Annotated in this window: 20 protein-coding genes and 2 pseudogenes; 10 read left to right on the top strand and 12 right to left on the bottom strand. The window is 40.4% G+C overall.

Annotation, left to right across the window (positions count from 1 at the left end; all coding sequences use genetic code 11):
* Positions 1-238 precede the first annotated feature (238 nt).
* The 4 genes and pseudogenes from H6G97_RS30915 to H6G97_RS30900 form a co-directional block, all read right to left on the bottom strand.
* Entirely contained in the window at positions 239-748 is a 510-nt protein-coding gene (locus H6G97_RS30915; protein ID WP_190944324.1) for a GNAT family N-acetyltransferase, read from the bottom strand.
* Between the two features lie 236 nt (positions 749-984).
* Complete coding sequence (locus H6G97_RS30910) at positions 985-1,140, bottom strand: hypothetical protein (RefSeq protein ID WP_190944323.1); 156 nt, start codon at positions 1,138-1,140, stop codon at positions 985-987.
* Positions 1,137-2,038: pseudogene (locus tag H6G97_RS30905) on the bottom strand (IS5 family transposase). Before H6G97_RS30905 ends, H6G97_RS30910 begins: the two are co-directional and overlap by 4 nt.
* A 36-nt stretch (positions 2,039-2,074) precedes the next feature.
* Positions 2,075-2,602 carry a hypothetical protein gene (locus H6G97_RS30900; RefSeq protein ID WP_190944322.1) on the bottom strand — a complete coding sequence of 176 codons (528 nt, stop codon included), beginning with the start codon at positions 2,600-2,602 and terminating at the stop codon, positions 2,075-2,077.
* A gap of 626 nt (positions 2,603-3,228) precedes the next feature.
* Between H6G97_RS30900 and H6G97_RS30895 the strand changes: the two genes are divergently transcribed.
* From H6G97_RS30895 to H6G97_RS30880, 4 genes and pseudogenes are all read left to right on the top strand, one after another.
* The gene (locus H6G97_RS30895; protein ID WP_190944321.1) at positions 3,229-4,119 is read left to right on the top strand and encodes a DUF2382 domain-containing protein; all 891 of its coding nucleotides are present in this window, start codon (positions 3,229-3,231) and stop codon (positions 4,117-4,119) included.
* 96 nt (positions 4,120-4,215) lie between these two features.
* Positions 4,216-4,653: a hypothetical protein gene (locus tag H6G97_RS30890; protein ID WP_190944320.1), complete on the top strand. Its 438-nt coding sequence runs from the start codon at positions 4,216-4,218 to the stop codon at positions 4,651-4,653.
* 65 nt (positions 4,654-4,718) lie between these two features.
* Positions 4,719-5,240 carry a hypothetical protein gene (locus tag H6G97_RS30885; RefSeq protein ID WP_190944319.1) on the top strand — a complete coding sequence of 174 codons (522 nt, stop codon included), beginning with the start codon at positions 4,719-4,721 and terminating at the stop codon, positions 5,238-5,240.
* Between the two features lie 82 nt (positions 5,241-5,322).
* Positions 5,323-5,636, top strand: a pseudogene (locus H6G97_RS30880) (MFS transporter); the annotation flags it as partial.
* 95 nt (positions 5,637-5,731) lie between these two features.
* Here the strand turns inward: H6G97_RS30880 and aqpZ are convergent.
* Positions 5,732-6,430, bottom strand: a complete 699-nt coding sequence (gene aqpZ, locus H6G97_RS30875) for an aquaporin Z (RefSeq protein ID WP_190944318.1) — start codon at positions 6,428-6,430, stop codon at positions 5,732-5,734.
* Between the two features lie 376 nt (positions 6,431-6,806).
* On the opposite strand from aqpZ, the gene H6G97_RS30870 reads away from it, so the two are divergent.
* Entirely contained in the window at positions 6,807-8,546 is a 1,740-nt protein-coding gene (locus tag H6G97_RS30870; protein ID WP_190944317.1) for a mechanosensitive ion channel, read from the top strand.
* Positions 8,547-8,611: 65 nt separating this feature from the next.
* On the top strand, positions 8,612-9,418 hold the full coding sequence (thiM, locus tag H6G97_RS30865; protein WP_190944316.1) for a hydroxyethylthiazole kinase: 807 nt from the start codon (positions 8,612-8,614) through the stop codon (positions 9,416-9,418).
* Positions 9,419-9,454: 36 nt separating this feature from the next.
* Here the strand turns inward: thiM and H6G97_RS54945 are convergent, their stop codons facing one another.
* From H6G97_RS54945 to H6G97_RS54940, 3 genes are all read right to left on the bottom strand, one after another.
* Positions 9,455-9,637 (bottom strand): glycosyltransferase, encoded by a 183-nt coding sequence (locus tag H6G97_RS54945; protein ID WP_277883361.1) that lies wholly within the window; start codon positions 9,635-9,637, stop codon positions 9,455-9,457.
* 130 nt (positions 9,638-9,767) lie between these two features.
* Positions 9,768-10,505 carry a response regulator transcription factor RpaB gene (gene rpaB / locus H6G97_RS30855; protein WP_199349768.1) on the bottom strand — a complete coding sequence of 246 codons (738 nt, stop codon included), beginning with the start codon at positions 10,503-10,505 and terminating at the stop codon, positions 9,768-9,770.
* Positions 10,506-10,577: 72 nt separating this feature from the next.
* Complete coding sequence (locus tag H6G97_RS54940) at positions 10,578-10,712, bottom strand: hypothetical protein (protein WP_277883359.1); 135 nt, start codon at positions 10,710-10,712, stop codon at positions 10,578-10,580.
* 114 nt (positions 10,713-10,826) lie between these two features.
* On the opposite strand from H6G97_RS54940, the gene H6G97_RS30850 reads away from it, so the two are divergent.
* Positions 10,827-11,117, top strand: a complete 291-nt coding sequence (locus H6G97_RS30850; protein ID WP_190944315.1) for a hypothetical protein — start codon at positions 10,827-10,829, stop codon at positions 11,115-11,117.
* Between the two features lie 384 nt (positions 11,118-11,501).
* The gene (locus H6G97_RS30845; RefSeq protein WP_190944314.1) at positions 11,502-11,870 is read left to right on the top strand and encodes a hypothetical protein; all 369 of its coding nucleotides are present in this window, start codon (positions 11,502-11,504) and stop codon (positions 11,868-11,870) included.
* Between the two features lie 41 nt (positions 11,871-11,911).
* On the opposite strand, the gene H6G97_RS30840 is transcribed toward H6G97_RS30845, so the two are convergent.
* The 4 genes from H6G97_RS30840 to H6G97_RS30825 all read right to left on the bottom strand — a co-directional run bounded on the left by H6G97_RS30840 (position 11,912) and on the right by H6G97_RS30825 (position 17,295).
* The gene (locus tag H6G97_RS30840) at positions 11,912-12,502 is read right to left on the bottom strand and encodes a hypothetical protein (protein ID WP_242055440.1); all 591 of its coding nucleotides are present in this window, start codon (positions 12,500-12,502) and stop codon (positions 11,912-11,914) included.
* 270 nt (positions 12,503-12,772) lie between these two features.
* Complete coding sequence (locus H6G97_RS30835) at positions 12,773-13,672, bottom strand: hypothetical protein (protein WP_190944313.1); 900 nt, start codon at positions 13,670-13,672, stop codon at positions 12,773-12,775.
* A 129-nt stretch (positions 13,673-13,801) separates the two neighbouring features.
* The gene (locus H6G97_RS30830) at positions 13,802-15,232 is read right to left on the bottom strand and encodes a galactose oxidase early set domain-containing protein (protein WP_190944312.1); all 1,431 of its coding nucleotides are present in this window, start codon (positions 15,230-15,232) and stop codon (positions 13,802-13,804) included.
* A gap of 1,382 nt (positions 15,233-16,614) precedes the next feature.
* Complete coding sequence (locus tag H6G97_RS30825; protein WP_190944311.1) at positions 16,615-17,295, bottom strand: glycosyltransferase; 681 nt, start codon at positions 17,293-17,295, stop codon at positions 16,615-16,617.
* A gap of 648 nt (positions 17,296-17,943) precedes the next feature.
* On the opposite strand from H6G97_RS30825, the gene H6G97_RS30820 reads away from it, so the two are divergent.
* Complete coding sequence (locus H6G97_RS30820) at positions 17,944-19,221, top strand: glycosyltransferase (protein WP_190944310.1); 1,278 nt, start codon at positions 17,944-17,946, stop codon at positions 19,219-19,221.
* 118 nt (positions 19,222-19,339) lie between these two features.
* Positions 19,340-20,224, top strand: a complete 885-nt coding sequence (locus tag H6G97_RS30815) for a hypothetical protein (protein ID WP_190944309.1) — start codon at positions 19,340-19,342, stop codon at positions 20,222-20,224.
* Positions 20,225-20,325: the final 101 nt, after the last annotated feature.

Genomic DNA, 20,325 nt, shown 5'->3' with positions numbered 1-20,325 from the left:
CGCTCTAGTCAACCAACTCCATCCTTACTCCCCAAAGTTCCTACTACTGATTAAGTAATAAATGCTTCCTATACATTATGTGTCTTCCGAGATGATTTAGTCTTAATTTTCATCGATGAGCTTGTGTGTTTAGTCGCTGTAGCTTCTTCAATCATTATATTTTGCTCGATTTCAGCAATAAATTACCCCCATGAACGATTACACGAGCGACCTTCTTCAATCCGCTGCACCGCAATTGTTAGACATCAGAAATGAACAAACTAACACTTTTACCATCATCAGATAGTTTAATCATTCGCTCAAAGCTTAGTCCTAGTTTTTTGAGCAGCTTTGCTGAACCATAATTATCCGGTGTACTAATAGCGACAATACGAGTTAAGCCGAAGGTTTTTCTTCCATACATCATGACAGCAGAAGCAGATTCATAGGCGTATCCTTTTCCCCGGAACTTAGGAAGAAAGGCAAACCCAACATCCACATCTTCCAAGGAATCTCTTTTTATCAAACCGCAAATTCCAATCGAGACGCTCTTCCCCTTTAGCTCAACCAAATACAGCCCAAAGCCGAGACGCTCATACATAGCAACCGGATTCTTCAAAATATATTCACGAGCATCATCAAGAGTTCTCACACCTTTATCATCAATAAAGCGCAACCACAAAGGATCATTCAATATCTCAAGAATGAACTCGCTATCTTCAACACTCAGCCTACGAAGAACTAAACGCTCTGTTTCAATAACTCTCATAGTCGAACACCTTGTTATTGATGTCTAACTATTTATTATATGAACACGGGATAGGACATAATTTATGATTACAAGAAATAAAATAGAGGAATTTTAAAGTGTTGTCCCCTGGTTTATATAGAAGTTTGATATGTAATATTCTTCAGCTAGAGTTTTGTGTTTTATGCAGAATAACGAAACATGTTGAATTTGCCGTTACACAAGAGTTAAACGCTAGCATCAACAGCACCCACGATCTAACCCAGCCAGATGCGTGACAACCAATGGTTGTCATTTGCCACTCTGCGGTATACTTCATTACCCCGAATAAATCCACACGAGGGCAATTGTGTGCGATGGCGTACCCGCCCACCTTCTTGTGATCGCTCCCAAGAGTAAAGTGCGCTATTCATACAGCGATCGCCTGCTCCAGAATCCGTTTATTTAGGGCTAATTCGTGATTATAAATTCCCGCGATTAAATTCGATCTTAACCCAAAAGATCGATGACGATTTCGATATCTATCAGACAAAATTTTAAATATCTTTAGACGACGATTTACGTGTTCAATAACAATTCTTAATCGATTGAGTTCCCGATTGTATTTTTTCTGTTCTTTCGTCAACTTTTTTCATGAATGGTTTTTTAATTGGTGTTTCACCGCCAGTCGCTCATGGGGGAAACCCCCAAGACCGCGCTGGCTCACTTAATTGATGAATCTTAGCAATTCCTTGATAGCCTTTATCCGCTATTACCTTAATTAATTCTCCAAATTTTATTCCACTATTTTTAAATAAGCGAAAATCATGGATTTTTCCCTTATCATGCCCCAAACAGATGATTTGGCTGCTTTTTTGGTAGATTACTACTTGCGTTTTTAAAGTATGTTCTCCCTGTTTCCCGCTAAAAAATCTTTTTTGACCAATATGAGGTCTTTCAATTGGACTCTCGGTAACATCCATTACGACTAAATCTTTTTCAGATGGTATTTTCCATAATTATTTTTTCCCCGGTAGACTAAACTTTCTGGACAAAATTTAAAATATTTTCGATTTTAAAAACTATTCGGCAAACCGCAGATTCTGAAAGCTCAAAATCTAATCCGATGTGATAGTAAGTGCGGTACTCCAATATTGGATGACTATTAAAACTTGGTCTTCAATAATTAATTTAGGACGGCGGCCAGGCAACTTCAACTTTTGAGCATCAGCTTTAACATCATCTTCCATTAATTCAAAGGTTTTACGGCTCACTCCAGTCCCGAGGCTTAAATTTTTTTGCAGTAAGCTGCTTGGCTTTCTCTATTTTCACTGCTCCTCAAAGTCTTAATTACAAATTGCAAAACTTCTAATTATACCACAAAACACTTTTGCAAGAGTTGTTTTGCATCAACTTTTTGACAGCTAGGGCCGCTATACCAGCCATCGCTCCCTTCGCTAATGGATTGCTCATAATGTTCCCACCTTGACCACCTGTAAAGCTCCCCGTAACACCACCCAGGATTTGACTGAGCATATCTGGTTGTTGCTGGTGAACCCGACCTGTGGTTTGAGCAAGATAATTTGGGTCTTGAAAGCGATCATCTATACCATCTTGGTTCAGATCAGGAAAATCCAAGTTTGAAGAGCGTGTCTGCTGTTGAAGAGAGCGACCAAACTGCGTCCGCTCTTGTGGTGACATCCGACTAAAAGCTTCTTGTGCAGATTCCTGATAAAGGTCTGGAGGTAACTGTCTAGATACTTGCTGATAACGGTTTAGAACTTCTTCATCAGAGTATCCTTCATGGGGTAAGCCCTGCTCATAACGGTTGACAAAATTGCGGTAGTCATTCTCTTGTGCTTGACTGCCACCAAAGATTTTCTCTAATAAATTCATTTGTTTCTTCTAAAGTTTTATTTCACTCAACTATTAACGGTCAAGGAATTACTTTCATGATAGTAATTCTTTTCTTTTTAAAAAGCATCTATCAAAGGTTATCTTTAGTCTTTAAAAAAGCAATAACCATTATTAGTAAATATTTATTTATAAATTTATTAGTACGTTAATAACATTAAGGCATTTTGCTATTCATTTATCATCAATCTATTGGAATAGTTTTGGATTTGTCAAGAGTTATAGAGCAAGAGTTTAAACTGAAACAATCCATGCTAAAAAATATCTTGATATTTTATGAAAATGTAAGGGATTAATGAACATATTTAAATGCCTTGAATTATTGATATATATCAATCCTGGTGATTTAAAGCCTTACGTTTAGTGCTAGAAACTAGTCACAGGATTCATAAAATTTTGCTCGCAATAGTTTTTACAATTAGAAGTACAATACTACTCTAGTACCTTTATTAATATAAATTTTATTTTTTTGTTATTCAACTATATTTTACTACTACTTTTGATGAAGCATTAAAATGTTTTAATTCAATCTTCGGAGAGAAGATTTATCTAAACTAAATTTTATAAGTTATATAAAGCAAACAGCAAAAGTTTTAGGGAATAGAAGAATGCCACTCCAAAAAATAAGTGAATTCGATCCAGAATACCATAATACTCTTGGTAAAGACATCAAAGGAATGGGTGTGTATGTTCAAGGAACTGACGAGAAGATTGGTACAGTAAGTGATGCTGTAGTAGACGACCAAGGAGCATTCCGCTATTTAATAGTTGAATTAGGATTTTGGATTTTTGGCAAGAAAGTATTACTACCAATAGGTAAATCGCGTATTGACTCTACAGCAGACCGTCTATATGTCATTGGTATGACAAGAGAGCAAGCGGAAAAGTTACCTGAATATCATGAGCATACACCACTTGATTACGACTATGAAGAACAGGTGCGCGGAGGATATCGTACACCCTCTGTAGAAAGTTCAGCATCTCTAGATGCAACGTCTGTGGCTGCGGTAGCATCGACAGCCGGACGCACTACTTCCAGTCTTGATCGCAACAACTACAGCTACGAACAAGAGCCGGATCTATATGATGTTGGCGCTCATGAAGACCAAACCTTCAAACTCTACGGAGAAAGACTAGTCGCTAACAAACAGCGCCGGAAAACCGGAGAAGTTGCAATTGGTAAGCATGTAGAAACCGAAACTGCAAGAGTTTCTGTCCCCGTGGAAAAAGAGCGAATCGTCATTGAGCGAGTTACTCCTACTGACGCAGGTAAAGTTGTATCTCCTGGAACAGCTAACTTCCGTGAAGGTGAAGTAGTACACATGGAACTTTATGAAGAAGTTGCTGATGTTCAAAAAGAAGCTTTTTTGCGAGAAGAAGTCAGAGTACAAAAAGTAGTAGATCAAGAAACCGTTGAAGTTCAAGAAACAATTCGACGTGAAGAGTTAGATGTTGACACTGATAAAACTCCAATAGTCAACAAAACTGACCGGATCTAATCCAAACCACATTTACCGCATAATTTAGAAGCTTAGGGGCGCAAGGCTTTGGGCCCCTATATTGATCTGTGTATTGCAAACATTAAGGAGGTTAAATTGAAAATAATTCAACAGTTTCGGCAAATTTTAACAGCTTTGGTCTTAGTATTAGTACTAACAACAACAGCCGCCTGTAGTGGTACTGTTCAAGCTAAACAACCTACTCAATTACCGCCCGGAATCAGTCGCAGTGGTGACTATGCTCTGTTAGAACGTGGTAACAGCGTACAAGGTCAAGATTTTGGAAATTGGGTTGTTAGTACAGCAAAAGGAATTGTTCAGGATGCTTATGTACGTGACAACAACAAGTTAGGTGTCGTAATTACGCCTCAAGTTCGTCCTACGGAAGTGAGATCGTTAACAAAATCCTTAGTCCAAGGTTTTCACAAAAATTTCCCCAATCAAGACTTGACGGTTTTGGTATACGCACCCGATAAAAAACTGATTTTAACGGGTCAGTATAATGTGCAATCAAATCAAATTGAGTATAAATAATTACTTATATTTTTCACTTGAAGCATTAATTCCGTTGATTGCAAGTACAAAAGGAGACATTTTAAATGAGCAGCAGTGAAAAGTACAAACGCGAAATTCTCAACGATTTGGCGCATGGTAATACAGAATCTTTAGGTGATGTTTCATCTGACCCAACTCAGGAATATCAAAACTTTGACGATTTTGCTCAACGCTCATCTCATGATGAACGTCGGCAATTGTTTAGTCGGTCTTTCAACCATAACAGCATTCCCCCAAGCCAACTAGAGCCAGAATTGCAGAAAGCGATCGCTCAAATTAAGCCTAACGAACGCGATGATGTCGCACGAGCATTTTTCAAGCATTTAAAGGGAAGAGGTCTAGACGAACGCCATTTAGAGCGAGATTTGGGACTTTCTACCCACAACTCTAACCGCATGAATGCTGATGATGTCAGCAAACTTGCATCCTTCGCCTATCACAATCATCCTGACATCTTCCAAGAAGTGATGGCTGAACAACCAGGGATTCTGAAGTTTCTTAGTAATCCAGTCGTAGGAGCAGCTTTGGGAGCGATCGCGGCTAAATGGTTTGGTGGTCGTAAATAAGCATTTCCAAACCTAATACACATATAGGACTAGCCCTTTCAAGGTGACTCGTAAAATCTCACCTTACAGCAGTTTTCATCATCGCCTTGGTCAATTCGACCGTGATACTCTAGTTGCTGTCCTCAGTTCGCGTGAGGATATTTCCGAAGCGCAAGCTAATAAGATTATCGACCAAATCGAAGACACACGGGATACTGTACTGCAAAGAGCCAAACGCATCCAGCAAGAAACTCAAAAACGCCTCAATGCAATCAAAGAACAAGCACAAAAACAAGCAGTTGAAACCAAAAAAGCCGTCTCAGGTGCGGCTGGTTATTTAACACAGCTTTTGTTTCTTTGGCGGCTTCAGCTATAGCTGGGGCATTTGCTGTATCAGGTTTTGACCTATTTGGTTAAATGTGCTAGGAATTCATAATTTAGCCTCTCAATAGAGAGGCTTTCTTATTTACGCTCATACAGGACATTAAGTGAGAATGCGCTTGTGATTTGTATTAGATATCTGGTTTTTGCAGCGATCGGGCCACCATACCCGCTAAAACTCCACCTAAAACTGGGAATACAATGAAAATCCAAAGGTCAGCCAATGCCCAACCGCGAGTAAAGATAGCTGTGGCTAGCGATCGCACAGGATTGACGCTGGCATTTGTCACAGGAATGAGGATAAGATGCACCAGGGTCAACCCTAAACCTATAGGGATGGGTGCAGACAGCTTGAAAGCACGAGAAGATGTGACGCTCAAGATCAGCAGCACAAAGCCACAGGTAACAATGAATTCGGCTAATGCACAAGCCCACCAGCTATAGTTACCAGGGGAGTGAATTCCCACCCCATTAGAACCAAAGTTGGCTGTTGTAAACCCAGGCTTGCCCATGCAAATCAAAAACAGGATAGTACTCCCCCAAATTCCGCCGAGAACCTGACTCCCGATATATGGCAAAACCTCTTTAGAAGAAAACTGCTTGGCTACCCAAAAACCAATTGTGACTGCGGGGTTGATGTGACATCCGCTAATCGAACCAAAAGTATAGGCAGCAGTTAACAAACTTAAGCCAAAAGCGATCGCTACTCCAGTAACTCCAACCCAAGCTACTGTACCAGAGATCACCGCAGTACCCACGCCCATCATCACCAACCAAGCTGTACCTAGAGTTTCCGCCAAACAACGTTTTGCTAACGAGTAACGATTCATAAGAAATTAAATTCTGTGCGAAACCGCAAATAAATAAACGGTGAAACACCACACCAAATTGAAAATTTAATGGTCTTCAATCAGTGGTGATTCAGACCCTCACTGATGGCATTATGAATACTAAATTCTGACGACTGAAACCTTTATTCTGTTCGATAAATTCACAGAAACTTTATTTATAGTATTCTCCTTTTTTCTTATGGTTTTATCTTGTTTAGGGAATATATTTATCAAACTTTAGATAGATTAAAAAATAATATTGTCTAGAGATAGATATAAAAATCAACGAATATCAATAAATTACTGAAATAATTTGTTTCTTGGTAATAAGATTTGGATATTCTGATGTTATGCAGCAACCCAACTCTCAGAAACTATGAATAGAAATTGGCAAGAAATGATCGCAAGTCTGGACAATAACTACGTACCAATAAAGTTGGGACAAATATTAGCACAAGCACCATCATCACCAGTTGTTGATCCAACTCGACCGGGGCAGGCTTTTAATGCTGGAGTAAACTATTTAGAACGACTGACTGCACAGATAGTTGCTTTTCTTCCTTCTGTGCTGGCAGCACTAGCAATTTTATTAGTTGGCTTGCTGGTTGCGGCCATTGCTTCTGCGATCGTGCGGGGAATTCTGAACCGCACTAACATAGACAACCGCATTGCGGCTGGGTTAACAGGTCATACGGATAGCAGAGAATTACCTCAAGTTGAGAACGTAATCTCTAGCATAGTCTTTTGGATTATTGTCTTACTTACCATAGTTGCCGTTTTACAGGCACTAAATTTGCAGGCAGTATCTCAACCCCTCAATACTTTCCTCAATCAGTTGATTGGGTTTATACCGAGATTGATCGGGGCGGCAATTATTCTGGCGATCGCCTGGATAGTAGCAACACTTGTCAAGCTAATCACAACGCGATCCCTGCGTGCCTTGAGGCTAGATGAGCGGTTAAATCAACACACTACTAACGTTAATACACCTCCTAACCAAAATCAATTGTCTTTAAGCGATACGATTGGTAGTGCCCTTTATTGGTTCATCTTTTTACTTTTTCTGTTGCCGATTCTCAATGCCCTGGAGTTAAATCAGGCACTATTACCCATAGAGAATTTAATTACGCAAATTGTTTCAATTCTGCCGAATATTCTAGCAGCAGTGCTGATTGCTTTTGCTGGCTGGTTACTTGCTACTGTGGTACGACGGATTGTCACCAACTTGTTAGCTTCAGCAGGAATTGACCGCCTCGGTACAAGATTTGGTTTGCGGCAAACTACAACAGGGCAATCGCTTTCAGGAATTGTTGGCACTATTGTGTATGTGTTGATTTTAATTCCAGTTGCGATCGCCGCGCTCAATGCTTTGCGAATTGACGCGATTTCTGTGCCAGCAGTTGCCATGTTGCAACAAATCCTCAACACCCTCCCTGCCATTTTTACAGCAGCGTTTGTATTAATTGCAGCTTACTTCTTAGGGCGGTTTGTCGGGGATCTCGTCACCAATATTCTCTCTAGCCTTGGCTTCGACAACATTTTCTCTGTTCTCGGTCTACCACCAACAAGGGTAAGACGAACTACACCTCCTCGTGTTGACGTACCACGGGATTACTCTGTACCTCCAGATGCAGTTACAGCCACAACTACCAGCCGTACCCCATCAGAAATAGTTGGGATTGTGGTACTCGTAGGTATCATGTTATTTGCTACCGTTGCCGCAGTTGATATCCTCAATATTCCTGCCCTAACAAGTTTGGTAAGCGGTATTGTAGTGGTTTTTGGTCGGATTTTGGCAGGATTAGCAATATTCGCCGTGGGACTATTCCTAGCAAATCTGGCTTTTAACATCATTACCAGTTCTGGCGACCGCCAAGCGCAAATCTTAGGACAAATTGCCCGGATAGCAATTATTGCTTTAGTGTCAGCAATGGCACTACAACAGATTGGTGTTGCCAGTAACATTGTAAACTTAGCATTTGGATTATTGTTAGGTGCGATCGCCGTAGCAACTGCCTTGGCCTTTGGTTTAGGCGCACGCGAAATCGCAGGTGAACAGGTGCGAGAATTGCTTGCATCTTTCAAAAGCAAACGCGACCAACCTCCTCGTCCATAGCAAATTTTAGTTGACATTCATTGGTTCATTCGCCCTCCTCACACACTTTTTGTCATTTTTAGCAAATGAATATCAATGCTCACAGCATTTGGTCAGACATACAAAAAATCCACAACTCTGTTCCCTTAATTCATAACATCACCAACTACGTTGTGATGAATAACACTGCCAATGCTCTTTTAGCACTAGGAGCTTCACCCGTTATGGCGCACGCCATAGAAGAAGTAGAAGACATGGTTAGTATTGCTAGAGCATTGGTAATTAATATCGGCACATTAAGTGAAACATGGATTGAAGCTATGCAAAAGGCAATGCAAAAGGCGCATGAACTCAAAAAGCCGATTGTCCTTGATCCGGTTGGTGCTGGTGCTACGCCTTATCGAACGGCAACTGCCCAAAAACTTATTGAAACTATTAATTTGACAGTTATTCGTGGTAATGCTTCAGAAATTTATTCTCTTGTGGGAGAAGACACTCAAACTAAAGGAGTGGACAGTACCCAACAATCTGAATTTGCTATAGAAGCTGCTAAGTCCCTCGCTCAAAGGAATAAATGTACTGTAGTGATTAGTGGTATGAAAGATTTGATTGTGAATGCTGATCAAGTGATTCAGATTGAAAATGGGCATCCACTGATGGCGAAAGTAACAGGGATGGGTTGTACAGCAACAGCTTTAATAGGGGCATTTTTGGCGGTGAATACAGATGCTTTTATAGCATCTGCACATGCTACGGCAGTGATAGGTATTGCTGGTGAGATAGCTGCACATCAAGCTACAGGCCCTGGTAGCTTGCAAATTCATTTCTTAGACGCACTGTACAAGTTAAAAAAAGAAGACATAGAAGAAAAATTGAAATTTTATAAAATATAAACCTTTATTTATAAAATTAGATATATTTAGATATGATTAAGAATATTTTCTAGCTACAAATGGTTCAAAGTTCTCATGCGTTGCAAACGTTACTTCATGCCCCGCACGTTTCAAGCCAATAGCCAAAGCACAGTATGGTTGCAAGTCTCCTCTTGAACCTACTGTTAGGATCGTAATCTTCAGTTTCCGACTTGGTGCTATAGGTAGACTTTGGCTCAAATGCTTTTTCCTGTTGAAAACTCCAGTATCCAAAAATTGTACTAATTTCCTGTGCCTCTCTATCAGGGCACTGAAATTAAGACAAATAACTTCATCAACCTTAAACAAGTGACATTTGGCGGTTTTATGATTAATGGTCTAGTTGAGCAATTCGTTGAAAAAAGTAACCACTTCCTCTTGCTGTAAGTATATATTCTGGATTTTCCGGGTCATCTTCTAACTTTAAGCGTAAACGTGAGATATGCACATCCACCACACGAGTATCTGCATGTTGTTCTGCGTTATAACCCCATACTTGCTGCAATATTTCTCCACGGCTAAAAGATTTACCGGGATAGCTCATCAATAACTCTACTAAGCTGTACTCTACACCCGTTAATCGAATCCGCTCACCCGCTTTGTAGACTTGTCGCTTATTGGTATCAATTTTGAGATTGTCTACAACCATTACTCCCAAATTAGAAATAGCAGAGGTAGTTGTTCTATCGTTTCTTCGTCGCAGCAACGAGCGAATTCTTGACTCTAATTCCTTTGGAGAGAAAGGCTTCGCCATATAATCATCAGCCCCTAATTCCAGCCCAGTGATCCGATCTGCTACATCTCCCAAGGCTGTAAGCATGATGATTGGAACATCTGATTGTTTCCGTAATTCTTGACAGACACCGTAGCCATCTAGCTTGGGCATCATCACATCCAGAACTATTAAATCAGGAGTTTCTTGACGAAAAGCTGACAAAGCTTCTTCACCATCACTAGCTGCAACTACACTGTAGCCAATCATCTCAAGACGCATCTGTAAAATCCGGCGGATGCTGGCTTCATCATCTACTACTAAAATTGTGCCTTTCTCACCTGATAAGTTTTTCAACGCTGTTCCTTCCAGTGAGAACTCTTAACCATCTATTATCTGCTTATTGGGAGACAAAACCACAAAACAATCTTAAAGTACAACCATGATGAAGAAGCGATCGCTTAATACCTGCATCTGTGCAACAGATGATGCTGGGGCATCTGCCCGAAAAATATATTTATGTCCAATTAATAAATTCCTTGACAAGGGACTCGTATTTTCCATAAATTTGGTGTACCTTGTTAATTCCGTGCAAGTTATTTACACCCGACTGACCCCGACTTTCTAGAAATCTACTGTCATCCAAATTTTTTGCCAATGCCTTCGAGGGAACAGCCAATGAATACTTCTAATCATATAGATATCAAGAAGAAAATCATCAAAAAATCCGACAAGCTTACCCTGAGACAGATGAAGTTAATTGAAGAGGCAGAAGACGAGCTTCTTCAAACTAATACTGTCAAACATACAACCCCTGTAGCTGAGGAGAAACCAGCAGTCATTTCTCCTTCAATACAACCTGACTATATTCCATTTCTTGACAATCCTCCAGTACAATCTGTGGGCAAATCAGGCTGGCAGATTTCCGATATTTGGCGTGATATCCGCGTTGATGATTTCTGTAGTTAATAGTAGCGAGAAGCTTGCGCCCAATCTAACCGCTCACTTCTGAAATCAAGTTCCAGTTATTTTATCTATTACCCTACCTTGGTCTGTTAGCAGTTACACGATGGTCGATAAACTCATTCACTTCTACTGCTAACAATCAATCTTGTATTCTCTCTCAACAGCCGCCAGTAGCAAAGCCAGCAAGGATGACAGATACGGTGAAAGCAAAATCCTCAATCCTTGCAATTGCAAAATACTTGAAACCCTTGATTTATCGTTACAATAGTATTAGTAATTAATAACTCCCAGAGGGTTAGTCTGAGCGCTCTTGAGCTTACTCGTCGTCAGAAGATTTCTTATCTTCTTCGTCATCCTTGTCAAAATTTGTATTGCTAAGGGGGACTTATGGGTGAATCTAAACGCCGAAAGGCAATATTAGGCAATCACTATGGTTTGCCTAATATTTTCAATGAAGTCCAATCAATGTGGACGCAGATTAATTTCTCGCTCAAGCGAGTCAAAGATTCTGATAATATATGTTTACTTGTTCAGTGTTCCAACAACGACCGAGGGTTCCATAAAGACACTATTGCCCAACTTCAAAAAGAAATAGAAAATTGGAAATGTGATTTGGATATTCCTATCTTGATCCAAGTTCTCCCAAGGGAATTTCAAAATTCAGGAACTAAACTTTTTGATGGGTTCGTTACCATTTGGTGCAATTGTCCAGAATTTGAATTGTGGCGAGAAATCTTTGAAACTAAACGAGTTTAATGAACTTTGTTGGATTAACCTCTTGTTTCCTAGCAGCAACATCATCTCTGTTGCCTCCACTCGATTTTGTACTCCCGTTCCACAGCCGCCAACAATTTTGCCTGCAACGAAGATAAATAAGGTTTAGCTTGTTTCCCCAACCCCTGCAACAGCCAATCCACAGAAGAGTCACGGCTAGCCAGTTGATGCAACTGCCGTAACCTCACACATAGCTGCTGCATGAATTGGCAATCTTCATCAAGCAATTCTAGTAACTTCAGATGTTCAATCTTCACGGTGTAGTCGCCGTCCCAGGTCTGGACTGTACAACTGTATTCTCCAGCATAAGTTACCACTCCCCAATAACCCGCTTTACCCCTCAAGTCTGGGTCGTCTTTGGGCAGAAGAATGCATATTTCCCCGATGTGGTAAGGATTGGGTACTTTCGGACTTTCGCGTATCCTATCCACTACATCTTTCACTATGCGACCGGATGGAATCTTATTCCCAGCTTGCTCTACTGCCTGCTGCCATACATCCGCTTGCACAGTCGGTTCTAACTCGGCTTTCGCCAAAAAACGCAATTGTCGTTCGTTGGTCGGCATTGGAATTTGCCGACCATTGGTCGGCAAAAACTTAATTATGATTCTCATAAACCACAGTCGCCGAAATCTTCAAGTAAGCCGCGTCACGACTATAATTGAAGCGTTCGCGGCAGTATTCTTCAATCGAAGCAAGATTCTGAAACTTTGATTTAGTGGAGCTTTGAGCCTTTACTTTCCAACATCACTAAAATTTATAGTCAAATACTGGAAAATTAAGCTCCAAAAGGCTTTCAGCAATTGGGTTCTCCTAAAGTGACAAAACAGGATTACGCAACTGTCACAAGCAATAGTGCGGTGTAACCGCGCTGCACGCCAAGCCTACGCAAGGGTGATTTTAGCAACATCAAATCCTTTTATCCTCTCCATCTCTCCATTGCCTTTATTGATTCTGTGCAAGTATTTAGGATATTCATACCTAAATGCAACTAAGGCGAATAATTCGTTCGATGAAGTGCAAATCAATCCATCACAACCATTATTCAAAGTTTTACCTTGGGATTTCATTTTTTTTGATTCTTCTTGACCGATCTCAGACAAGCTGGTTTCGCCTACTTTATTAGTATTGATCCCGTAGAAACTTCCATCTGGGCACTCAGCTACAGCAGTGACTCGCTTTTGTTCGGGTATTTTACTACGGTCTGTAATTTGACCTGTCTTGAAGTCAATTGTTACTATCCTAGACAACCCCTTTCCTTTTTCTTTACCGACTAAACCACCAAGTGAGCCGTCTTTCAATCGTATTAATTGGTAAACATCTTCATTGTTTTTCAGTCCCGATATATCTACAGTTTCTAGAGAATTTAAATCAATTAAACGAACTTTATTGTCCTTTTTGTTTCTTGTACAGATATAACTTGCAGCTGCTATGAGTTGGCCGTTTATGAACGCAAAACCGCTCAACCGTTCACAAGTCTCTAAAATCGGTGCGGTGGTCAGTACAGTCTTAATTTCCCCAGTGCTGACATTACAAGACTCTACGATGATTGGCTGGAGAATGGATGGATCTGTTGTGGTTTGGCTTGTATTAACGAGGTCGGTGGTATTTGAGTCCAGGTTGGTATCGATATCGTTGTCGCTAATACCAGTTTTGATACCCAGGATAACCGTTCCTGTGTTGGATTGTGCAAGGGTTCTGCTGTAAACAAGTCCCACAGTTGCTGCTGTGGTGCTTGCCAGCGCCAACTGACCAAATTGTCTGCGTGTTAACTTTAGTTTCATCTGTAACTCCCAGAATTACTTGCTGTTTGCCATTGTTCTAGGCTTGCTGTAGGTGAGCGAGATTGGCTGATACTTTTGATTTTTGAAATGAACGCTATAAAGCATTACCTATTAAGCGGATGCTGGGCATTATACTAATTGAATCCAACGTGCCACTGAGGGAATATTATTGTTGTCAACAACAAACAGCATGTAGTAACCAGGAGGTGCAATGTTGCGATTACTCGTTATTTGAACCGTAAGAGAATTGCCACTCCTAGAACTAATCGGCGTATCTACTAGCCGTTGTTCTGTATCTAGACCATGAGTCGGTGCCATTGGTCTAATTAGATGAACCAATTTGGTGTTCGTTGCAGGTTGATTTGTTTGGATAGTGATTGTACTGCCATAGTTTGTTGTCGCGGGAGCGCTACTAATTGTTGGTCTTGTCTGCGATATGTACGCCGGACTATAAATTTCTATCCGATTTTCATAAGTACCACGACTAGGATTTCCCCCTGCTACAACCACTCTGCCATCTGGCAGCAATACTGCAACTGAATGATAGACGCGGCCGTTAACAATTGGTGTCTCTACTGCTGTCCAGGTATTTGTGGCTGGATTATAAATCTCTGCTGGCAGCGTAGATTGTGATATATCCTCTTCACCTCTGCTGCCATTACACACAAATACGGTGCGATCGGGTAATATAACCGCATTATGGTGCATTCTGGCATTCAGGAGAGAGGGGGCTGCTGTATAAGTGGGAGTAGTAGCACTGAGGTTTACAATATTGACTCGGTTCGTTGCTACACCTCCTCCACCGCCACCGATAATCATCACCTTTTGATCTTGAGCGGGTGGGAGTAATACGCTAGCAGCTTGGTTGGCACTATCTGGAGTTTGCAATCCCGATACTGACTGTTCTGCGATCGCTCGATTAAATCTTGAAGGTAAAGTCAGAATGCGTGGTGATACACCATTGTTGCCCCCCAATTGAGCACCCGTATAAAAAAGTTTGCCACTACCCAACAAGATCAAGTGGGCATAGAGGGCAAATGCACTGGTTTGTTGTGTAAAAATGTTCCAACCAGTAGAACCATTAAAAATTTCTGGGTTGCGATCAAGGTTGCCGCTTACATCTAAACCCGATAGAGTAAAGATTTTCCCATCGCCCAGCGTTAATACGGTAGGATACCAGCGGCCTCTCCGCATTGATGCCACTTTTGTCCAACCTCCGTTGCCGCTATTGGCAGTGAAATTAAATATAAAGCAATCGGCTATACCATAAAATGGGTCATATTGTAGAGTTCCACCTGCAACAAATAGTTGTCCGTCGGCTCGGAATGAGTGAGCAGCACAGAAAATGTCAATCGGGTTTCCACTACTATCTCGTGGGATTGTTGGAGTGACAAAGGTTCCGTCACTAAGATTCCAAAGCCTCACCCCTTCTGGGGAATTGTCATACGCTATTTGGCTAGGCTCGTTACCTGAACCACCAAAGAACAATATCTTACCTGTTCTTCCTAGAGCAGCATGGATAGGATTAATTGGAATTTGAGAAGATACTTGCCAAGGCATTTTTTTGTTGACTCCCCTGGTTAAAAAACTAGAATTGTTAAGCTCGTGTTCGTGAACTGCTTACACCAACACAACAACGGATGAAAAAACTTCTTTTTACTCTCTTTTATCACAGCAAAATGTAAAGCTTCTAAGAGGCTGGAGTTATGAAATTTTTGTGCTGCAAGACTTTCGGATTTTTATTTTACTTCAGTAAAAACTGCCTTATCTTCGTGCTATTCCTTTGTTAGGGTTAAGGATATTACGTGACTTTAGTCCTGTTTAACAAATGACTTTACTCTGTTGAGACAAAGTCTGGCTTTTTTCTGTTATATGCAACAAAACTGGAGTGTACAAGATTTAGCCAAGACTCAGTAACTTGGCGCAACACTCAAACCCCGACATATCTAGCAAGATGGACTCAAGGACTACTAGTTGCGGGTGCAATTACTGAAATACATCTATTGCCTCCTTATCATCTTTTACTTAGGCTACTCCATACCTTGATTCTTCTACAAAAGTCGCAATTGTTGACGGTTAAATACTTTATTATCAACAATCATAACTAAAGATTGGTTTCCTTGAGGAGTAGCTTCATCTTCTGTGCAAGTTTGATTACGGTGAACTGCTTTTAACAAAATGTTTAAGGAGTTTTATTACTTTTATTAATAATTAGCTTTGCTAAAACTGGATTATATTGAGATGTTTAAATTTAATCTATTATCAAAAATCAGACAAGCTCCAAAAGATTGAGTTTATGTAAAATTTTTATGTAATTAGTAATACATAATGAGAGTCTTCGCATGAAGGAATTGGTCTTGAAAGCGATCGTTTTGCTTCCCTGTCCCAAATCTTCTGGTGCTTCGACAGCCGTCACTTCCACCCTAGTAATTCGCTTTCGTCACGAAAGCGGGGTAAAGGGGAAGGGGGATACTTCGACTGCGCTCAGTAACCGGGGGAAAGGTTTTAAATCCCAAACCCAGTACCCTTTCCCCTTTCCCCAGACCTCACCTAGCAAGCACTTTTGGGTTGGCAGACTACTAGTACTAATACACCTTGTCTGAAGTGTACAAGTATATTCTCCAATGTGGCTGACCACTCCCCAATGACCCGCTTTATACCATTTCACGAAAAATCTGATACAAATGCAAACCTTGAAAGCATTGATGTATCTAAGTTTTTTAATTACGAATGGGCGAAAAAGCGAATTGTGAATTGGTATTACCCCTTAAGTCTGGGTTATCTCTGGGCAGAAGAATGCATATTTCACCGATATGGTAAGATTGGGGATTTTCGGACTTTCGCGTATTCTATCAACAACATCTTTCACTATGTGATCGCTAGGGAATCTTTTTGCCAGCTTGCTCTACTGCCTGTTGCCATACATCCGCTTGTACTGCGAACTAAATCCATACAATACAGGGATTCGTGATACATTTGCCGGAGTCTTCTGTCTGAAGCGTCTGCCCAAATATGGTAGAGGCGGCAATTTCAAAGTTTCTGTTCTGAAGTGATTGACCTAGCTGACGATATCTTTGCCAGTGCAAAAACTCTACTACCAAGTAGCTGCCATAGTTTATCGCTTTCTTTAGCGGGTTTTTAGCTATTTGAGCAAATCTCAAAAACCCAAACATCCCTGTAGGACTCAACGGCACAACTGATGCAAAAAAGCAAGGTACGCCTAATTTCTCTGCTATGTGATATCCCCAATTGGCTAGCGGCGTGTAGATGATTACTTCAGCCCCCTGACACGCTACCCAAGCCGACTGCAATTGTTGAAGCAAAAGCTTATCTCTTTCCTCTGGGTTTAACTTTTCTCCCGCAATCAATCGTTGCCCTTGTTTCGATTGCAAAAACTCTTGAATATTTCCAGCGATCGCTGGAAACTCTAAATCAAACTGCCTCACAAATGGCTCAAAGTTCTCATGCGTTGCTACGGTTACTTCATGCCCCGCACGTTTCAACCCAATACCCAAAGCACAGTATGGTTGCAAGTCTCCTCTTGAACCTACTGTTAGGATCGTAATCTTTAGTTTCCGGCTTGGTGCAGTCAAACTTTGCCTCAACTCAATTGGTTTCTCCACTCAAAACTCCGGCTCTACTCAAAATTGTACTGAATTACCTGTTGTTGGAAGTCCCTAAGCTCTTCTTAAGCTTTTGGCAAAGGAAGACGAAGACAGCTTCAGGCGATCGCAATCTCAAAATTTTCTTAGCCTTTAACCATTTACTATCAAGCAGATAAATGTTATACGCTTAAATCCAAGATTAAAATCATGATTTTAACTTGCTAAGAAAGTCCGAAATTAGCAATTCTAATAAAAGAAAGTTTGAGCGCAAAAAACTACTTTTGTCAGTAATTAGCAACGCTGTCAATAATAGTACAAGTAACTGCTTTCAATAAAAGGCGATTATCTCTTGTGTTTCCTGTGTTCCCGATTTAGCTGAGTTTCCCTAATTCCTATGAGTTACAAAAAACACGTTGCTCGCATTCCAAGCATTGCCAAACTAAAGCATCAATATTCTTTACACAATTGTAGTGTGTTAGTTTACAAGCAAAGGCAATATTTGCGATCGCAACCTACAGATGATAGACAGTGCTAACTTAAACACCTTTTATCTATCTTTAATACTTAAAATGCGATGTGTTGCAGAGATGTTTATTGTAACTAAGAGATGCAATGATATTTAAAGCAAGCGCTGTTAATAGCAAATTAGAAAAAAACTTATAAAATATGACTCATTTTGGTATCCTTTGTCCACCCAGTACTGGACACCTTAATCCAATGACAGCATTGGGGCGAGAATTACAAAGACGCGGGCATCGTGTCACTCTCTTTGGAGTTGCCGATGCTCAATCTAAAGCACTGGCAGCAGGATTAGATTTTTACATGATCAAAGAGTCTCAGCATACCTATGGAGGAACTGAAGAGTCCCTAGCAAAGTTGGGACAATTAAGCGGTTTTGCCGCTTTGCAATATACTATGAACCTAATGAAAGAAGGAGTAAATCTGCTGCTTAATAAAGCTCCAGAAGCTCTTAGAGAAGCTGGTGTAGAAGCATTATTAGTAGACCAATTTATAGTAGAAGGTGAGACTATTGCCGAATTTCTGCAAATTCCTTTTATTACTGTATGCAATGCCTTGCCAGTTAATGCAGAAGATGATATGCCGCCTTTTTTTACGGACTGGAGATATAACCCGGCATGGTGGACGCGTCTACGCAATCGATGTGCTTACTTGTTGATGAAGCCGCTCACAAAACCAATCACGCAGATTTTAGATACCTATCGCCAAAAGTGGAGCTTGCCCCTTTACTCTCAAACACCTAGCAAAGATACCTTCTCTCAACTCGCCCAGTTGAGCCAATTGCCTAAAGAATTTGATTTCCCAAGGCAGTCTTTGCCCAAATGCTTTCATTTTACTGGCCCCTATCAAGATTCAACTGGACGAGAACCCATACCTTTTCCTTATGAAAAGTTGACTGGGCAACCGTTGATTTACGCATCAATGGGAACCATACAAAATAGTTTATTAGAAATTTTTCAAACTATTGCCTCAGTTTGCGTTGGATTAGATACCCAGCTAGTAATCTCTCTTGGTAAAGAGAGTGGATCAGAACCGCTCCAAGGATTACCTGGCTCTCCGATAATTGTTAGTTATGCACCTCAACTGGAACTACTTGAAAAGGCAACTCTCACCATTACCCATGCAGGATTGAATACAGTTTTAGAATCTTTAAATAACGGTGTCCCAATGGTAGCAATTCCAATCGCTAATGACCAGCCAGCAGTAGCAGCACGTATAGCATGGAGTGGGGCTGGTGAATTTGTGCCTGTGGCTAGTATAAGTGTTCCTAAACTGCGAACAGCGATAAAGCAAGTTCTTGAGCAAGACTCTTATAAGCAGAATGCACTGAGATTACAATCTGCTATCCATCATTCTGGAGGAGTCAGCCGTGCTGCTGATATTATCGAACAGGCCATAACTACAGGGAAACCTGTTTTCCTATAGAAGAATAAATACTGTTATTAAACATTATTTACAAGATTAGAGAAATAAATTTACAATTTAATAAGATGAGGCTTATAAATAAGGCAAAGCTTAAGATACAAGAATGGGATAATAACTCTTGTATTTTAAAAGTTACTCTCCTATATTTTTTATCTTTTTCAACAAGAATCAAGCGGTATCCCTGACTTCATCAGGTCACGAACAATTAGCTCTAGATCGAGCAAATGATGCTTTAAGAAGTTGGCAGGAATCTACCAAAATTTATCGCCAATTAAAGGATCAAGAGGGAATTACGGTAAGCCTGATTAATCAAAATCTTGCTTTCCAAGCATTAGGATTACACAAAGAAGCTTGCAATACACTTTTAGAAGCTTTAAACTTTAATACAAATCTAGGTATTTGCGACACGACTTTGCAGGAACTTGCTCTTGCTCAAAAAGAGCAACTGACAACATTAATTGGTAAGCAGAAGGCAACATCGGTTAGCTTGCTTGGGTTACAGAATCTCGGAGAAGTCTTGCGGATTTTGGGGAAGTTAAACGAATCTGAAACAGTTCTACAAGAAACATTAACGCTAGCAAAACTTGTATCTTCATCAAAAATTAGCGATATTTATCTGTCTCTGGGCAATATTGAACAGACAATTTATCAGCAATTGCAAGATAAATATTCTTGGATAGAAGAACCACTTTTTCGAGAGCAGATTGCTAATATTATTCCACAAAAGGCGCAAAAATCACTTTTGTATTACCAAACATTAGAAAATATACCAAATATATCCAAATCAGCTAAACTGCAAGCTCAGTTGAATCACTTAACTTTACTGATAAGTTGGGAAAAGTGGCTCACTCATCAACCAAATCAACCGAACCTTCGTCAGAAAGTTAATCAACAAATCCGAGTATTGGTAAATCAAATAGATGAAAATTCTTCTGCCTTTTTGGAGTTATCATCTGAGCCATCTATTCATGCTCGGTTGAATCTTGCTAAGAGGATGTTTTAAAAGTAGGGTAATGTTGTAAGAAAGCTCACAAAGCTTATGCTGAGATTTGTAGAAACCAGCACCTTGTGAGCAAATGACTAAAGCATACCGTAGCAATTTGA

Source organism: Nostoc flagelliforme FACHB-838 (genome assembly GCF_014698065.1).
In the GTDB taxonomy this organism is placed as follows: domain Bacteria; phylum Cyanobacteriota; class Cyanobacteriia; order Cyanobacteriales; family Nostocaceae; genus Nostoc; species Nostoc flagelliforme_B.
This window is presented reverse-complemented; position numbering and strand designations above follow the sequence as displayed.